General features: G+C 52.8%; 8 protein-coding genes and 1 pseudogene. 7 read left to right on the top strand and 2 right to left on the bottom strand.

Features of this window, described 5'->3' with window-relative positions; all coding sequences use genetic code 11:
• From GX108_01780 to GX108_01760, 5 genes are all read left to right on the top strand, one after another.
• On the top strand, positions 1-2,295 hold a 2,295-nt coding region (locus GX108_01780; protein NLO55775.1), incomplete at its 5' end, for a DUF1156 domain-containing protein.
• Positions 2,296-2,609: 314 nt separating this feature from the next.
• Entirely contained in the window at positions 2,610-5,963 is a 3,354-nt protein-coding gene (locus tag GX108_01775) for a hypothetical protein (GenBank protein ID NLO55774.1), read from the top strand.
• Positions 5,964-6,033: 70 nt separating this feature from the next.
• The gene (locus GX108_01770) at positions 6,034-8,622 is read left to right on the top strand and encodes an AAA family ATPase (GenBank protein NLO55773.1); all 2,589 of its coding nucleotides are present in this window, start codon (positions 6,034-6,036) and stop codon (positions 8,620-8,622) included.
• Positions 8,619-9,848 carry an exonuclease subunit SbcD gene (sbcD, locus tag GX108_01765; GenBank protein ID NLO55772.1) on the top strand — a complete coding sequence of 410 codons (1,230 nt, stop codon included), beginning with the start codon at positions 8,619-8,621 and terminating at the stop codon, positions 9,846-9,848. Before GX108_01770 ends, sbcD begins: the two co-directional genes overlap by 4 nt.
• 11 nt (positions 9,849-9,859) lie before the next feature.
• Entirely contained in the window at positions 9,860-13,135 is a 3,276-nt protein-coding gene (locus tag GX108_01760; GenBank protein NLO55771.1) for an AAA family ATPase, read from the top strand.
• Between the two features lie 206 nt (positions 13,136-13,341).
• Here the strand turns inward: GX108_01760 and GX108_01755 are convergent, their stop codons facing one another.
• Positions 13,342-13,581: a hypothetical protein gene (locus GX108_01755; GenBank protein ID NLO55770.1), complete on the bottom strand. Its 240-nt coding sequence runs from the start codon at positions 13,579-13,581 to the stop codon at positions 13,342-13,344.
• A 239-nt stretch (positions 13,582-13,820) separates the two neighbouring features.
• Between GX108_01755 and GX108_01750 the strand changes: the two are divergent.
• Together GX108_01750 and GX108_01745 are read left to right on the top strand one after the other, a co-directional pair.
• A pseudogene (locus GX108_01750) lies at positions 13,821-14,481 on the top strand (transposase).
• A 320-nt stretch (positions 14,482-14,801) separates the two neighbouring features.
• The gene (locus GX108_01745) at positions 14,802-16,838 is read left to right on the top strand and encodes a urocanate hydratase (GenBank protein NLO55769.1); all 2,037 of its coding nucleotides are present in this window, start codon (positions 14,802-14,804) and stop codon (positions 16,836-16,838) included.
• 214 nt (positions 16,839-17,052) lie between these two features.
• Here GX108_01745 and GX108_01740 read toward each other — a convergent pair.
• A partial coding sequence (locus tag GX108_01740; GenBank protein ID NLO55768.1) for an HAD-IC family P-type ATPase occupies positions 17,053-18,069 on the bottom strand: 1,017 nt, incomplete at its 5' end.

The raw sequence follows: 18,069 nt of genomic DNA, 5'->3' as shown, positions 1-18,069 counted from the left end.
TATATCTTTGCCCGAACTGTCCCTTGCCCCGACACAGGACACCCAACGCCGCTGGTTCCCGACTGGCACCTGCTGAAGCCGAAGAGCGGAACCAGATGGGCCGCCTTCCCCAGGCCGGACAAAAAAACCGGACAATGGCCCGTTGAAATTCTTCCCGTCGGCAAGGGCGTTGTACCCCCTGTTCCTACATACAGCCGAGGCAAGGGAGTTTCTCTTTTCTCCGAGAATCTTCAGATAGATTCCGAATACATCAAGGCCATGGCACAGCAGGGAAGGATGGGGAACGTTCTATACGCGGTGGCAGTGAAAAGAGGTGCGGGTGATCTGATCTTCCGACCGCCCCATAAAGAGGATCTTGAGGCGCTAGAAATGGCCGAAGAAGAACTGGCTCGCAGGCGTCCCGAGTGGGAGCGGAGGAACATAATACCCACAGAGTCATATCCAGAAGTGACTACAGATCCCCGCCCCAGGATCTACGGTATGCCCAGATGGGCCGACATGTTCTCTCCCCGGCAACTTCTCTGTTTCGGGGTACTTGTGGAGGAACTGCAGAAACTCAAACCGGAGATCCGCAAAAAAGAGGGAGAAGAGAAAGGCAATGCTATAATTTCATTGCTGGCTTTCGGGATAGATAAATTTTTGAACTACAATTGTTACCTTTCCTCATGGCACGCTCCAAGATCGGTAATGAGAAGCGTTTTTGATCGTCACGATTTCGCTTTTAAATCCACTTATGCAGAAATGGCTCCCTGCAACGCGGGTTCAGGGCTCGACTGGGCCATAACCAACTGCCTCGAAGCCTATCGGGATATATGCAGGCTTCCCAAAAACCCTGATGCTAGACCGGCAGAGATAATGCAGGGGTCGGCTTCGGATCTTTTCACGATACCCGACCGTTCCGTTACGGCCGTGGTCGTGGACCCGCCCTACGCAGACAACGTCCAGTACAGCGAACTGGCGGACTTTTTCTACGTCTGGCTCAAACGCACCGTCGGGGACATTTACCCCGAGTGGTACATGACCCCCCTGTCGCCCAATACAATGGAGATGGTGGTCAACGAGGCCCGGGTGCGTGCAGCCCTTCCGGCCCTGTCCGGAGGGAAGGCCAAAGATTCCGCCTACGCGGAGTACGAAAAGTTGATGACGGCGAGTTTCAGGGAGATTCGCAGGATCCTTAAGGACGACGGAGTCCTTTCTGTGATGTTCACCCATAAGAAGCAGGAGGCCTGGGAGTCCCTCTTCGCAAGTCTTATATCTGCCGGGTTCATAGTTACCGCAACCTGGCCCATCAAGACCGAAAGCGAGCACAGTCTTCACCAGGCAAAAAAGAACGCTGCCCAGAGCACGGTAATACTGGTTGCCCGAAAACGGCCGGATGGCGCAGGAACGGGCTACTTCGACAGGACCATGACCGAGGCCATCCACTTCAACGCCACGGAAGCGGCTAAGCGGCTTGAGGCAGATGGGCTCAACCCCGTCGACCAGCTGGTGGGGACTTTTGGGCCGGCAATGAGAGCTTTCAGTCGGTACGACGAGGTCAGGACCGATACGGGCGAAAGGGTTCGCGTGGGAGAGGCTATCAGGATCGCCTCCGATGCGGTCAGTTCCTGGAGGGTGGAGAAACTTGCCAAGAGAGGACTCGAAGGAGTTGAGCCGGAAGGGCGTTTCGCCCTCCTCTGTTGGGATGTCCTGAGGGCGGCCGAATTTCGCTTCAACGAGGCCAAGTTGTTGGGGAATGCGGTAGGAATGGAGATAGACAACCTTGTCGCAGCCGGCCTGGTCGTTAAGTCCGGGGATAATGTAAGGATTCTCTCGGCGGGAGAACGCCGTAGGGAAAGGCCTCTGAACGTCCAACAGGCAGAGCAGTTGCTCCTTGAGGGTAATTCGAGAGGCGTCCGGGGTCGCAGAGGGGTTTCTCTGAAGGTTCACCCCCAGGACGATTCTTTCAGAACGGCCATGGACGGATGCCATGCCTTGGCCCTTGCATATCTTGAAGCCGGAAGGGGTTCCGCCGGGATCGGGTCAGCCAGCGCCCTGGCGAGAAGACAGGGCTGGAGAGATGGCTCTGCCGTCTCCCGTTTGATGGATGCCCTCCTCAAGGCCGCCCCGCCCGCATTGTGGTTCGACAGGGGCAAACAGAGCGCAGGTGCTCTCTATCCTGAATTCAGGGCCTGGCACTCCATGCTGGAGCCCCTTTTCGGGATCGCCCCGCCAAAATGGGAGGAGACCACTGAAACGCAAGGGTTTCTTTCCCTCGAAGATAATGAAGAGCCGGAGGAAGAAGGATCGGAGTAGTTCTTGCAAGGGCATGACAAACGGCATGGAGGTGAATTCCGGTGCCGGAAGGACAAAGCCCATGGCGGGCAAGATCTTCTGCTCTGCCCGAAAGCGATTTTACCTCCCGAATTTGGCCCCGATTTCTCAGGGGGCCTGATCCGAGGCTGCTTGAGGATCTGTATGTTCCGGCCCTTCAGCGGTCGTTGCGGTATGACCGTTGCTGTGCCTACTTCTCCAGTTCTGTCCTCTCAACTGCCGCCCGCGGATTTTCTGGCCTCATCAGGCGCTTTGCAACGGATGGTAATTCTCTGCCCAGACCTGCTGTCCGCCTGTTGGTTAACGAACAGCTTACCAGGGAAGACGTGGAGGCTTTGTCGGATACTCCCGATCCATCAGCCCTTGAGAAAGTGCTGATAAAGAGGTTCGCTTCACCTGAGACAGCCCTTGAGAAAGCCCGCCTTGAGATGCTCGCCTGGATGGTCTCAAGGGAATTGGTCGAGATCAGGGTTGGAGTTTTAAGGTCTGGAGAGGGCATTCTTCACGCAAAATTTGGCGTGTTCCATGACGAGAACGGCAACGCTCTGGTCTTCAGTGGAAGCGGGAACGAATCCAGGTCAGGATTGACAGCCAACTACGAACACCTGGAGGTATCGGGATCCTGGGATGACCAGGAAAGATACCAGGAATTTGCCGAAGAGTTCGAAAGGCTCTGGGAGGGCAGCCACCCGGATGTAAGAGTCGTAAGGCTTCCCGAAGCCATCAGGCAGGGCATAATATCATACGCCCCCGATACGCCTCCCCTGGAAGAACCGCTTCCCCCGAAAGATACTTCAGATGATCTCAAGAGAAAAAAATTGGCGATGCTATGGCAATTCATCGTTGAATCGCCCTACATGGAAAACGGAGAAGCGGTCTGTGACGCCACTATGAACGTATCCCTTTGGCCCCACCAGAGAGCTGTGGTGCAGGAGGTCTTATCAGCCTGGCCCAAGGGAAAACTGCTATGTGACGAGGTCGGGATGGGAAAGACCATTGAGGCGATAGCGGCACTCAGGCGTCTTGTGGCAGGTCGGGGAGTCAGGCGGGTTCTCTTCCTTCTGCCCGCAGGACTCGTCCTTCAATGGCAGGCAGAGTTGCGGGAAAAGGGAAATATCCTCGTACCTAGATTCGATGCCCAGCGCGTAGTCTGGCCCGACGGAATCTCCAAGACTGTTTCTGGTTTGGGCGAGGCCCTCGAGGAACCCATGCTGCTGGTCAGTCGGGAACTGGCAAGGATTGAGGCAAACCAGGCACTGCTCCTTGAAGGACCCTCTTGGGACCTGGTTATCCTGGACGAAGCTCATGCGGCGAGAAGAAAGAAACAGGAGGAGGGTGAGTTCAACACGGGGACCCTTCTTCTTGACCTGGTAAGGAGGTTGCAGATCCGGGGGAAGACCGCCAGCTACATGTTCCTCAGCGCCACCCCGATGCAGACCCATCCCTGGGAACCCTGGGACCTGTTGAGTTGTCTCGGTGTAGGAGGGGCATGGCTCGCCGAGTTCGACATTGTGCGGAAATACTACTCGGTGATACAAAGCCTGGAGGGATCACAAGGACCTTCTGAGCGGGACCTCAAGTTCTTATATAAGACAGCGATGCTAGATCCCGATCTACCAATATCACCCGAAGGGCCAATCCTTGAGAGGGAAGAGAATTTTATTGACAGGTTGATCTTTGCCGACGAGAGGGGTATGAAGGGATACGCCAACTGGATGAGAAAGGCCTCCCCACTGGGAAGAAGGATGCTCCGCAACGGAAAGGAGACTCTGCAGAAATACTACCGGGATGGTCTTCTTGAGGTGCCCCCGCCCAGGAGAATAGTAGAGGACATCCGTTACAGGTACGAAGATGCCGGGGAGGGCCGCGTCTACAACTCTATTAAAAGTTTCATAGACAGCAGATTCGAAGCGCTGGAAAGGGAGAAGCGAGGAAAAGGTTTCGTAATGACCGTATACCGAAGGCGATGTACAAGTTCCCTCTTCGCCCTTGAGAAGAGTCTGCTGAGAAGGAAAGATGGGCTTGGCCAGGTAATAGAAAGAGGATCCTGGGATCCCTATTTTGAGGACGAAAGCCTCGATTGGCTTGACCTGGAAGAAGTGGAGGGAATTGCTGAAGGCGGAAAGATCTCTTCAGCTTACCCAGAAGACCCGGCTATTGCTGCGCAGGAGTTAAGGCAGGTCGAGTCCCTTTTGTTTGAGATCAAGGATCTCCCCGGTATCGACACCAAGCGGGATCGTTTTACCGAGGAACTGAGAAAACTTCAGGATGACGACAGATCTGTTCTGGTTTTCACAGAATACACGGACACCATGGATTTTCTGAAGGAGTGGCTTTGTCCTCTATACGGGAAGGAACTGGCCACGTTCTGTGGCAGGGGAGGAGAGCGCTGGGACGGGAAAAGATGGTTACCAGCGACCAAAGATGCGATAACGGCCTCCCTGCAGAACGGCGAACTGAGAGTACTTTTGTGTACCGACGCCGCCAGCGAGGGGTTAAACCTACAAAAGGCAGGTGCCGTCATCAACTATGACCTGCCCTGGAATCCGAGCAAGGTTGAGCAGCGGATAGGACGCATAGACAGGATCGGTCAGATCTGGCCGGAAGTTAAGGTCATCAATATGTTCTTGCGTGACAGCATAGACGACAGGGTCTACACAGTGCTTCGTGAGAGATGCCGCCTCTTTGAACACTTTGTGGGTCCCATGCAGCCGGTACTCGCCAAGGCTCAGAAGATACTCCTGGGACAGACCGAGGAGGACCTTTTCGACCTCACCGTAGAGGCGGAACGGGTCGAGACGGATTTCCTTGCAGCCGAGACCTACCGGCTTTCAGATCCACAGGTGGTTGTATCGGAGCAATCACCAATAACGAGAGAAAACCTTGTTGATGCCCTGCGAGCCCTCGATAACGTCTCCGGGATATCCGTTACAACCCGGCTGGATAAGTTGAACCTAAGGCTCCCCGACGGGACAAGACGGGAGTACGCCACTGGCCTTGAGGCATTAGAGGCTGATTCCGGATTGTACCCCCTTTCTCCTTTTGACCCCTTCTTTAAGGGTTTGCATCAATATCTTTATCCTGACGGGAATCTTCCACTTACGTTTGTTTCTTTCGAGCAGGGACCTTTCAAGAAAGTGTCAATATTCTGGATAGATGGAGACGGGCATGTTGAGCCAGTGAAGAACCTGGAAGAACTTAACAGGCTATTGGAATCATGGGATGGAAGCGGCCCCGCCACAATAGATCTCTCCGAGATCCAGAGGGAGATACGGGAAATGGTGGAAAATCAATCTTCCATTGCAGAAGAGAGAAGGGTCTCTGACCTGAAGGCTCAGAAGAAGGCATGCGCCATTAGGCTAAAGATGGAACTTGGCCGATTCCTGCTGTGCCTGGATCCCAATCTTCGCTCTGCAGAAGGTTTAAACAGTCTTTTCTACAAGGAGATGGAAAAGGGCGGGCCAAGATCAGAGCGGTTTAAAAAGTGTTACGAAAAACTGGGGGGATACCCCGATTGGGACATCCCCACGATCAACAGCCTTAGAGCACAAATTCGAATCCTTGACCGGGGCCACAGGGGGGCACGTCTCCTGGGGAATGAGATCGACGCAGCGCTTAACGACCCTCGGTGGGAGGTTGCATTACTCTGAAAAAAGGATTTTCCTTCGCCTAAGTTGACGTTCATCAAACACAAACATTATGGGGTTGAGGGAGAATAACATGAGCGGGATATCGACATCATTGGCCAAATGGTTTTCAGAGCGCCCCCAGTGGCTCCAGATTGCGGCTGCCAGGCTACTAAAGCAGCTTGAGCTTACTGACAAAGACGTCTCTGAGCTCGCAACCCTGTGTCAGCAGGAAGCCGATGGAAAGTTGCCCGAAACAACCTGCTCCTTTCCTTCCACCGTTTTCTCCCAAGGCGCTGAGGGTATCTTTCGTTTGTGTTCAATCAGTGATGTCGAAGGAATAAACGCATTGGCTCCAAGAAAACCTCTCGAGTTTGGCAAAGGAAATTTAACAGTTATTTACGGCAGTAACGGATCTGGGAAATCTGGTTATGTCAGGCTTCTCAAGCATGTGTGTGGTGCTCGCGAGACGGGAACCCTGTACCGCAATGTCTTTAAGCCCGACTCTACCGAGCAGAAAGCCTGCATTTCGTTTGAGCAGGACGGCATTTTGAAGACCCATATCTGGTCAGGACAAGGCATCTGCGATGACCTCAATTGCGTTGATATTTTCGACAACTCCTTTGGCAAAGTTTTTGTCAGCATCGAAGGTGAGGTGAGCTATGAGCCGCCGGTTTTATCGTTTTTCAGCTCGCTCATCCTCGCATGCGGAAAGGTAGCATCTGCCCTGGACGCCGAGGCCGACCGGCTTCAGTCCAAAAAGCCTAATATCCCGGCTGATAAGAAGGTAACCCCTGAAGGTATCTGGTACGAAGCCATCAGCGCCAAGACCAGCACCTATGACATCGATAAGCATTGCACATTTGGCAACCTTGACGAGACCGAGATGCAAACGCTGCAACAGCGCCTTGCCGAACAGAGCCCGGCGGAAAAAGTAAATCAACTGAGAAATCAGAAACAGCATATCGATACTCTGATTAAGGATGCGAAAAAGTATCTGGCACAATTATCGGACGAGAATTACCGACGGATCATTGCTGCCAAGAAGAAGTCGATTCTCAAGAAGACAGCGGCAGACACTGCGGCGGGAAAGATGTTCTCAGGAAGCGAGCTGGAAGGCATCGGCTCTGATGTCTGGAAAGAGTTTTGGGAAGCGGCCCGGAACTACTCCGTATCAGCGGCCTACAAAGAAGCCGAGTACCCGAATGTTTCTGATGGCTCCCGTTGTGTTCTGTGCCATCAACCCCTGACCCAGGAGACCAAGGATCGGTTGATCTCCTTCGAATTTTTTGTGAAGGGCGAAATGCAGAAAGCCGCAACGGATGCGGCCTTGGAATATGAGGACGCTAGTCAAACTATCGAGACGCTACCCACCTCGGAAACGCTAAAGACACTTATCGATGCTGCTGGCATTCAACAAGATGACTTTGCAAGCCAAGTGATGGAATTCTTTGCTCAATTGCAGGCTAGGAAAGATGAACTCTCTGGGATCGATTCTGAAGAAGCCATTCCCGATCCGGTGCTCCCACTGAAATGGATCGAACAAGCCAACATCCGCTCGAAGAACCTCAGCAAACTTGCGGCAAAATACGATGAAGATGCTAAAAGCGATAATAGAGAGGAGATCAAGAAAAAGATATACAGCCTGCAGGCCAGAAAGTGGTTGTCTGAGCACCGCGCCGCCATTGATGAAGAAGTCTGCCGCTTGAAGTCGCTTGGCCTGATTCAAATGGCAAAGACATTGGCCGATACTACAGCTCTGTCAAAGAAAAAAGGAGAGCTTGCAGAAACCTTGATCACGGATGCGTTCGCGCAAAGATTCGACACGGAACTCAAAACCCTTGGCGCGAGAAAGGTTAATGTTGAGCTCGTGAAATCACGAGTCTCTAAGGGCCGTGTCCTTCATAAGCTCCAGCTTCGGGGTGCCTCTCAGAGTGGCCTCGCCGATGTCCTGAGCGAGGGAGAAAATCGGGTCATTTCTATTGCGGCATTTCTTGCTGATGTCACAGGCAAGACCTATCCGGATCCCTTGGTATTTGATGATCCGATTTCTTCACTTGATCAAAATTACGAAGAGGCAGTTGTTCAACGCCTCTGCTCTATTGCTTCCGAGAGACAAGTTATCATATTCACCCATCGCCTATCATTTCTGGCGATGGCTCAGGACTATACCAGAAAGGTTGATATAAAGCCTAAAATAATATGTGTCCGTAAAGAACCGTGGGGGACGGGTGAGCCGGGAAAAACTCCTCTAGAAGCACAGAAACCATTACAAGCACTCAACACGCTAATCGATAGTGATCTTCCCGAAGCGGAGGATCTATTTTATGAAAGTGGCTTTGATGCTTATAAAACAAGAGCGATGAATATCTGTATTGAATTCAGAATTCTTCTTGAAAGAATGATTGAGCATGAACTCATGTCGGATGTTGTCCAGCGGTATAGACGGGCAATAAATACGATGGGAAAAATTTGCAATCTGGCCAAGATCTCAGAGGCTGACTGTAAATACTTTGATGAATTGATGACAAAATATTCGAAATATGGACATTCACAACCACCTGAGGCGCCAGTCACGATTCCAGAACCGGATGAGTTAAGAGAAGATTTTGATGGATTAAGAGAGTGGCAAAAAGAATTTAAAAACAGACCGACAACATCAGTTTTTCAGGAGGCTAAATGAAAATCCTCCACACATCCGACTGGCACATCGGCCGCACCCTTTATGGCAGAAAACGCTACGAAGAATTCAAGGCCTTTCTGGATTGGTTAGTGGAGGCGATTCAGGAGAATGAAATCGCCGCGCTACTGGTGGCGGGTGATGTCTTTGACACCAGCACACCGAGCAATCGCGCCCAGGAGCTCTATTACGATTTTCTGTGCCGGGTGGCGGCCTCATCCTGTCGGCATGTCGTCGTCGTCGCGGGCAACCACGATTCGCCGTCCTTTCTCGATGCACCCAAGGAACTGCTCAAGGCCCTTGATGTCCATGTGGTCGGCAGTGCAACTTCCTCCCCGGAAGACGAAGTGCTGGTGCTTCGCAATGAGCAGAAAGCCCCGGAATTGATTGTCTGTGCCGTACCCTACCTCCGTGACAGGGATATCCGCGTGACTGAAGCGGGTGAGAGCGTCGAGGACAAGGAGCGAAAGCTGATCGAAGGCATCCGCACTCATTACGCTGCTGTCGCCGCTGTGGCCGAAGAGAAGCGCAAGGAACTTGGAGTCGATATCCCCATCATAGGTATGGGACATCTGTTCACCGCAGGCGGACAAACCGTCGATGGGGATGGCGTGCGTGAACTCTATGTCGGCTCTCTGGCTCATGTGGAGTCCGGGATTTTTCCTGTCAGTTTTGACTATATGGCACTTGGACATTTGCATGTTGCGCAAAAGGTAAGCGGCTCTGAAACCATTCGTTACAGCGGTTCTCCACTGCCCATGGGGTTCGGAGAAGCTAAACAGCAGAAGAGCATTTGCCAGGTTGATTTCCACAGCACAGCTGCATCGGTACAGCTGGTCGACGTGCCAATTTTTCAGAAACTTGAGCGCGTCAAGGGTGACTGGGACGGTATCTCAAACCGCATCCTTGAATTATCGGCAACGGACTTCCAAGGTTGGCTCGAAGTCATCTACGACGGCATTGAGGTCATTGGCGATCTGCGTGAACGCCTGGAGGCTGCGATTTTCGACACCAAAATGGAAATTCTCCGAATCAAAAACAACCGCATCATCGACCGCGTGCTGGGGCAAATCCATGCAGAGGAAACACTCGACGATCTGAACGTGAACGACGTGTTCGAGCGATGCCTTGACGTTCATGATGTGTTTGAAGGCCAGCGGCATGAATTGCGCCACACATACAGGGAAGCGGTCTCGTCTCTTGATGAAGATGTCGTACGGGCGGAATAGAGAGGCTGTCGATGAGAATACTGCAGGTAAGCTTCAAAAATCTAAACTCACTGGTGGGCGAATGGCAAATCGACCTGACACACCTGGCCTTCGCGTCTGACGGCATCTTCGCCATCACTGGTCCCACCGGCTCGGGAAAGACGACGATCCTCGATGCTATTTGCCTCGCCCTTTACGGCCGGACGCCTCGCCTGAACAAGGTCACCAAGAGTGGAAACGAAATCATGTCCCGCCAGACCGGCGAATGCTTTGCCGAGGTAACCTTCGAAACCCAGTCTGGGCGTTACCGCTGTCACTGGAGCCAACATCGGGCAAGCAAGAAGCCGGATGGGGAACTCCAGGCCCCGAGGCACGAAATTGCCAATGCCGATTCCGGCGAGATTTTAGAATCCAAGATCAGAGGGGTTGCCGACCAGATCGAGTTGGCTACCGGCATGGATTTTGAACGTTTTACCCGTTCTATGTTGCTGGCCCAAGGCGGCTTTGACGCGTTTCTTCAGGCGGCACCGGATGTTCGTGCTCCGATTCTGGAGCAGATAACGGGCACAGAGATCTACAGCCAGATATCCATCCGTGTCCACGAACGCCAGCGCGAGGAGCGGGACAAGCTAAACTTACTTCAGGCCGAAACGGCAGGCATCATGATTCTTGAGCCGGAGAAGGAACAAAAGATTGGACAGGCACTCGAAGCAAGGCAGAAGGAAGAGACAGACCTTGCGGCCGAATCCGCTGAGATCAGAAGAGCCATTGCCTGGCTCACCACCATCGATGGTCTCAAGAAGGAAATCGGCGACCTGGCTGACGAGGCGAGTAATCTGCTAAGCGATATCGAGATCTTCAAACCGGATCGTGAAAAACTTAACCTGGCTTTGAATGCCGCCTCACTGGACGGTATATACGCGACGCTTACCGCCAACCGTAAGCAGCAGACAGATGACAGGGCTGCATTGAAAACCAAGAAAGATGCTCTTCCTGGAATTGAATCCTCCGCCAAGGAACAGGCCGGAGTACTGAAATCGGCCGAGGGACAAACCGCGCAGGCCAAAGAAGAACTGAAAGCGGCCGTGCCTACATTGCAGAAGGTTCGCTCCCTGGATCAGAAACTTGACGATCAGAAAAAAGCTGTTTCGGAGGGAGATGAGGGCTGCAAGAAGGATGCGGCCAAGATTGACGCTGATAAAAAAGCCCGGCTCAAAGAACAGGAAAAACGATCCAAGGCTCATGAGACGCTGGATCTTGTAAACGGCCACCTCAAAGAGCATGCGCAAGATGAATGGCTGGTCAGCGGCCTGGCTGGAGTGGAAGAACAGTTGAGTGGCCTGATATCAAAGCAAAATGAAATTGTTCAAAAGGAGGCCGATCAAGAAAAGGCTAATACGACTCTGGGACTAGCGATAAATTCTCTCGAAGACTGTCAGAAGCAATCAGGCATTCAAAAGCAGGAGTTGGAGAACGCCTCGAAACAGCTTCAGCAGGGCAAGGATGCTTTGAGCCAATTGCTGGGAGACCGCTTATTACGAGAATACCGCTCTGATAAGGAAACACTGCTGCGTGAAATGGCCTTTCTGACGAAAATAGCGGAGCTCGAAGAACATCGGGCAAAACTGGAAGACGGTAAGCCCTGTCCACTCTGTGGTGCAATCGAGCACCCGTTTGCGGAAGGGAATGTCCCTGTTCCCGATGAAACTGAAAAGAAGATCGACGCCTTGACCAGGCTAATCAGTAAGGCCGAGGATCAGGAAGCCGCCATCAAGAAACTCGAAGAAGCTGAAAGCCTGGCCCGCAAAAACCTGACGAAGGCTGAAAAGTTGGAGTCAGCAGCGGCTAATGACAAGAAGGCTGTCGAGAAAGCTCTGGCTGAGGTGAAGGACGGTCTGGTGAAACTCCGTGCCGATTTTGCCGAACGTAGGCAGACCGTTACTACCAAACTCCAGCCGCTCGGTATTGCGGACATCCCTAAAACGGACATCTCATTACTGATTGAATCACTCAGAGTGCGGCTAAAGGCGTGGCAGGAACAGGTCAAGAAAAAGGGGAACATCGAGAAACAGATTGCCGACATCGACAGCGAGGTGAAGCGGCTGGATGCTGTTATCGAAACTCAAAACACCGCCCTGACCGAAAAGCTGGAGCACCTAGCGACCTTGAAAAAGGAACTCGCCACCGGAAGTGATGAGCGTAATGCCCTTTACGGCGACAAGAATCCCGACGATGAGGAGCGCCGTTTAAACAAGGCTATTTCTGATGCCGAAGGTGCCGAAAAGCAAGCCAGAGAACCGCATAATGAGCTCCAACAAAACTGGAATGCCTTGAAGATCCACGTCGGATCTCTGAAGAAACGCATCGGCCAACGAGAACCCGGACTGACAAAGCTGGAAAATGAATTCGCCGCAGCACTCGCGCCCGTCGGCTTTTCAAATGAAGAACAGTTCCTGGCAGCGATCTTGTCTTCTGAAGGTCGGGCTGAGTTGGCGGCCACGGCCAAGGATCTGGATGAGCGTCAAGCAGACCTATGCGCCCGCCGGAAGGATCGAAAGGCGCGTCTGACCTCGGAAATGGCCCGCAAGATTACTGACAAATCGCTGGAAGAGCTTGAACCGCAATTCAAGGAGCACGAGAAGGCTCTGAAAGAACTCCGGGACATCATTGCCGGTTTCAAACACAAGTTAAATGAGAATATGGCTGCAAAAGAACGGATAAAGGAAAAACAGATGGCTATCGAGGCCCATAAAAAAGAGTATCGCAGATGGGAAAACTTGAACGACTTGATCGGCTCCGCAGACGGTAAGAAGTACCGCAATTTTGCTCAGGGGCTGACCTTCAAAATGATGATTGGTCACGCCAACCGGCAATTGCAGAAAATGACCGACCGCTATTTACTGATCCGTGATGATACCCAGCCTCTGAATCTCAACGTGGTCGATAGTTATCAGGCCGGTGAGATTCGATCCACGAAGAACCTTTCAGGCGGGGAGAGCTTCATCGTCAGCCTGTCCCTGGCTCTGGGTTTGTCCCATATGGCCAGCAAGAAGGTGCGGGTGGACTCGCTATTTCTTGATGAAGGCTTCGGCACTCTGGACGAGGAAGCCCTTGACACCGCTTTGGAAACCCTCGCAGGCTTGCAGCACGATGGCAAGGTGATCGGCGTCATTTCACACGTAACTGCCTTGAGGGAGCGGATCAGCACGCAGATTCAGGTAACACCTCAAACAGGGGGCAAAAGCCAGATATCCGGGCCTGGATGTATCAGGTTAAGCGCTAAAGAACGGGCCATAGAAGTAGGTTGACTTGATAATGAATCTACTGGAAATGTTTTCATCAAGATAACACCGTTTATCCGTTGCGATAGCTAGGCGGAATGATCTCATCTCGTATCCTCCTATACGTTCCCTTCTTTGTTGGAGAAGATTGTCAGCTTAACAGGGATAACTGCCTTGATTCCACCTTTTTATCTTTTTTAGCCCCCTTGAAGGCGGCCTCGGGGACAATTCTTTTAGATTCTAGGGTCCATGATTACTTGATTACCCATCATGAAGTTAGTCCCTAAAAAGGGGGGGATGGTCTCTTCCAGGACGTGGAAGTAGCCGTCAAGGCACTCCGTACGCTCGAACCTCAGGACCGTGACGCTGCCCGTGGCGTCATCGATGGCGCCGTGAAGGGAGATCATTGAGCCGTTGGAGAGCCAGTCGAAGGGGGAGGCGTCTATCTGGAGCATCTGGCCGAAGCGCTCCATCCGGGCCCTCCTCCTTCGCTTCCTGGGTCCCCTGTGGGAGAAGGGATTCTTCAAGCTTGCTCCTTTCAGGATCCTGTTAAGGAATCTTTGAAAAAGTCCTCAATATAAGGACCTTGACCTAGTAAAATATGGTTGTAGCAGCCTTGGTTTATCCATTCCAGCCATCTGTTCGCTGTTCGACCAGACCTTTTCTCCGGGGAGGACTTTATATGAAGAGCCAGAAGAGCCTTGCCAATACCATGACCTTTGAGAAGTACCGGAAATCGACAAGGCGGGAGCAGTTCCTGGCCGAGATGGAACAGGTCGTACCCTGGAAGTAACTTTGTGCCCTTATAGGGCCTTTCTACCCCAAGCCAAGGAAGGGAAGGCCTCCCGTAGGGCTGGAACGGATGCTCTGGATCCATTTCCTGCAGAGTTCACTTCAAACTCAGCGACTCGGTGGCAGAAGAAGCTCTCTACGACATAGAGTCCATGCGGCGGTTTGTTGGCATAGACCTGGGTAACGAGGTGCGTTCCGGTCAAGACGACGATATGCAAGTCCCGCCATCTGTTTGAGGCCCATGGTCTTCTTCAGGGGGTGAGAAGGCGGTATGGGGCGACACCTCCTATATGGGACAGGGCAAAGTTATAAGAGAGAGGGTCCTCGGGGCGATTGACCTTACCCAGAAGAAGGCTACCAGGAACAGGAAGCTCACCGAGGAGGAGATAGCCCGCAACAGGGAGCTATCCAGGACCCGGGTAAAGGTGGAACATATCTTCGGTGTTGCCAAGAACATATTCGGCTTTTCCAAGGTGCGATACAAAGGTCTTGAAAAGAACACCAACTTTGCTTACGTCGTATTTGTCCTGTCGAACCTCTACATGGCGAGGAGACACCTGCTGCAGCCTTCAGTGGCGTAGTGTCTCAAAACATAGGCAGTAAGACAAAAAGGGTCACAAGGAGGGGCGAAGAGGCCCCTAAAAGGCAAACAATATGTCCTGAATAGCCACACTTATCCGAGTTGTCAACAGGAAAAGGATTCAGCTGCCAAGGTTCTGCTGTTGCCATCTTTAAATGGTTTTGTTCAGAGGTTCCTAAGTCATGTTTTTTTGGTTATTCCCCTACCCAAAGGGGTGCTACAATTGAAACGACCAATAGGAAATAGGCCCGATCGGAAAAATGTTGGTAGTCCGATACGCAAACGAAGGTTCCCATGTGACTTTTAAGGGAGGGAGAAATGATGAAAGAGGTAAACAGGCTGAATCAGGAGGCTATGGATATCGGTCCAGCCATGGAATTGCCATCCTACCCCAAATTCAAGGAAGGGATAAGACGCGCTCCCGACCGAGGTTGGACCCTCAACAAGGCTGAAACCGAACTGGCCCTGAAAAACGCCTTGCGGTACGTCCCCGAGAAATTCCACGAGATCCTGGCCCCAGAATTCATGGAGGAACTGACCACGCGGGGACGAATCTATGCCTATAGATTCCGCCCCGCTGGGAAGATTTATGGAAAGCCTATCCAGGAATATAAGGGCAAATGCCTGGCGGGCAAAGCTTTTCAGGTCATGATCGACAACAACCTTGACTTTGACGTAGCCCTCTACCCCTACGAACTGGTCACCTACGGGGAAACGGGGCAGATTTGCCAGAACTGGCTGCAATACAGGTTGATCAAAAAGTACCTGGAGGAACTGACGGAAGACACAACCCTGGTGTTGGAAAGCGGACACCCCGTCGGACTTTTTCAATCCCACCCGGAATCCCCTCGTGTGATACTGACCAACGGGCTGCTCGTGGGCCTTTTTGACAATCAGCATGAGTGGCATCGGGCCATGCAGCTGGGTGTCAGCAATTATGGCCAGATGACCGCCGGTGGCTGGATGTACATCGGTCCCCAGGGTATCGTCCATGGTACCTTCAATACCCTACTGAACGCGGCCAGGCAGAGACTGGGCGTCGGCCCCAAGGATAACCTGGCTGGGATCCTTTTCGTTTCCTCCGGACTTGGCGGCATGAGCGGTGCTCAACCCAAAGCCATTGAGATCGCCGGCGGCGTCGGAATCATAGCCGAAGTTGATTCCTCCAGGATCGAGACCCGCCATAAGCAGGGATGGGTCAGCGAAGTGGCCGAGACCCCCGATGAAGCTTTCAACCTTGCCAAAAAGGCTATCAAGGGAAAAAGGGCCCTGTCCATTGCCTTCCATGGCAACATCGTTGACTTGCTCCAGTTCGCCGTGGACCAGGGAGAGACCATACCGCTTCTTTCAGACCAGACATCCTGTCATGCACCTTACGACGGCGGCTATTGCCCGCAGGGACTGACCTTCGAAGAACGGACGAGGATGCTCAGTGATGACCCCGAAGAATTCAGACGGCGCGTTGACAAATCCTTGCAGAAACACTTTGAGCTGATAAAGACACTTGCGAAAAAAGGCACCTTTTTCTTTGATTACGGCAACTCTTTCATGAGGGCAGTTTTTGACGCCGGCGTGAAGGAAATTTGCAAAAACGGCGAGAACACCTATGACGGGTTCATCTGGCCCTCCTACGTGGAAGACATCATGGGACCCATTCTTTTTGACTACGGTTACGGCCCCTTCCGTTGGGTCTGCCTGAGCGGCAAGCCGGAAGACCTCCGGAAAACTGACAAGGCGGCTATGGACTGCATCGACCCGAACCGACGCTCCCAGGATTATGACAACTGGGTCTGGATCCGGGATGCCGAGAAGAATGCCCTGGTCGTGGGGACTCAGGCCCGCATCCTTTACCAGGACGCGGAAGGCCGTTTAAAAATAGCTCTCAAGTTCAACGAATTGGTTCGGAAGGGCGAGATCGGGCCGGTCATGCTGGGACGGGACCACCACGATACGGGAGGCGTGGATTCCCCTTACCGTGAAACAGCGAATATCAAGGACGGGAGCAATGTCTGCGCCGACATGGCGACCCAGTGTTTCGCCGGGAACGCCGCCCGGGGGATGACTCTTTGCGCGATCCATAACGGCGGCGGCGTAGGAATCGGGAAGGCAATAAACTCCGGTTTCGGCATGCTGCTCGATGGATCGGAACAGACCGATAAAATCTTGAGATCCGCCATGATGTGGGACGTTCTCGGCGGGGTAGCCCGGCGTGCTTGGGCTCGTTGCGAGCACGCTATCGAGGTGAGCCGGGAGATAAACACAAACTATAAGGGAAGTTACCATATCACGTTGCCCTTCATCCCCGACGAAGACATCGTTGTCAACACAGTATCAAAATATATGGACGGGGAACAGTAGTTAGATCACGATCTTCAATCCGCATCAGGAACGCTTTGACCGTCTGGACCAGCTCAGTATTATTCTACGGGGATAAAAACCTGTTCCCTTTGGGGATCAGGTTTTCATCCCCGTTATTATTCTTTTACCCAAATTTCAACTTAAATTTTTCGATCAGTCCATGAATTAAAAAGAACGTAAAATAGCGCATACAATATCTCGCGTGAAAATTACTTTAGTGATTGTGAGGATATTTTTCACTTGAACTGAAATAATGGATTCTTTGTTTTCGGGACCACCGGAGAATCCTCGAGGAGTTGATTACAGCCAAGAGGGTCATCCCCACGTCGGCGAAGACCGCTTCCCAAAGCGTCGCCGCGCCGAAAGCTCCGAGGGATAGTACCAACGCCTTCACCGTGAGAGACAGCAGGATGTTCTGCCAGATCACTCTCCTGGTTTTACGGGCTATCCTCAGGACTTCGGGGAGTCCTGACACATGGTCGTTCATAATAACCACATCGGCGTTGTCTACGGTGATATCGGAACCGACTTTCCCCATGGAGACACCCACTTCGGCCCTGGCGATCACAGGGGCGTCGTTGAGGCCGTCACCCACGAAAGCACTGATAGCTTTTCCCCGGTTCGAGGCCTGCTTTTCCTCCAGCAAAGCGACCTTTTCCTCGGGCAGAAGACCCCAAAAGGAGCCGTCCAGCGATAGCTGATTCTCCACATCCACCGTTGGCCCCTCGAGGTCTCCGGAAAGAAGGAAAATCCGGCCGATGCCCAGGTCCCTTAGTTCCTTAATTGCGTGCGGCGCTTCGTCTTTAATGGTATCGGCCAGAACCAGGTAACCCGCGTAAACTCCGTTTTCGGCCACGTGAATCACCGTGCCCGGCGATGATGGATTGGATGCGTCAATTTTGTTCTCAAGCATGAGCCTCCTGTTGCCGGCCAGGATCAGGGTTTCAGGGGTTTTTGCCTCGATCCCCATCCCGGGGTGCTCGACCGCCGAGAGAGGCAGCGCTGGCAAGGGACGCTGTCCCCACCCTGACCTCACGGCCTCGGCGAGGGGGTGGTTTGAACCTCTCTCGGCGGTGACGGCCAGTTCGAGGAGAGAGTCGGACGATCTTCCCTCCTGGGGATAGACCCCGGCCAGGTGGAACTGCCCGGTGGTTATGGTCCCGGTCTTGTCAAAGAAGACCGTATCGACCAAGGGCAGTCTCTCGAGGACGTCGCCACCCTTGACCAGGAT

Origin of the sequence: Thermovirga sp. (genome assembly GCA_012523215.1) — a bacterium.
Lineage (GTDB): Bacteria > Synergistota > Synergistia > Synergistales > Thermovirgaceae > 58-81.
The sequence above is the reverse complement of the archived record's forward strand: the minus strand, read 5'-3'. Positions and strand labels throughout refer to the sequence as shown.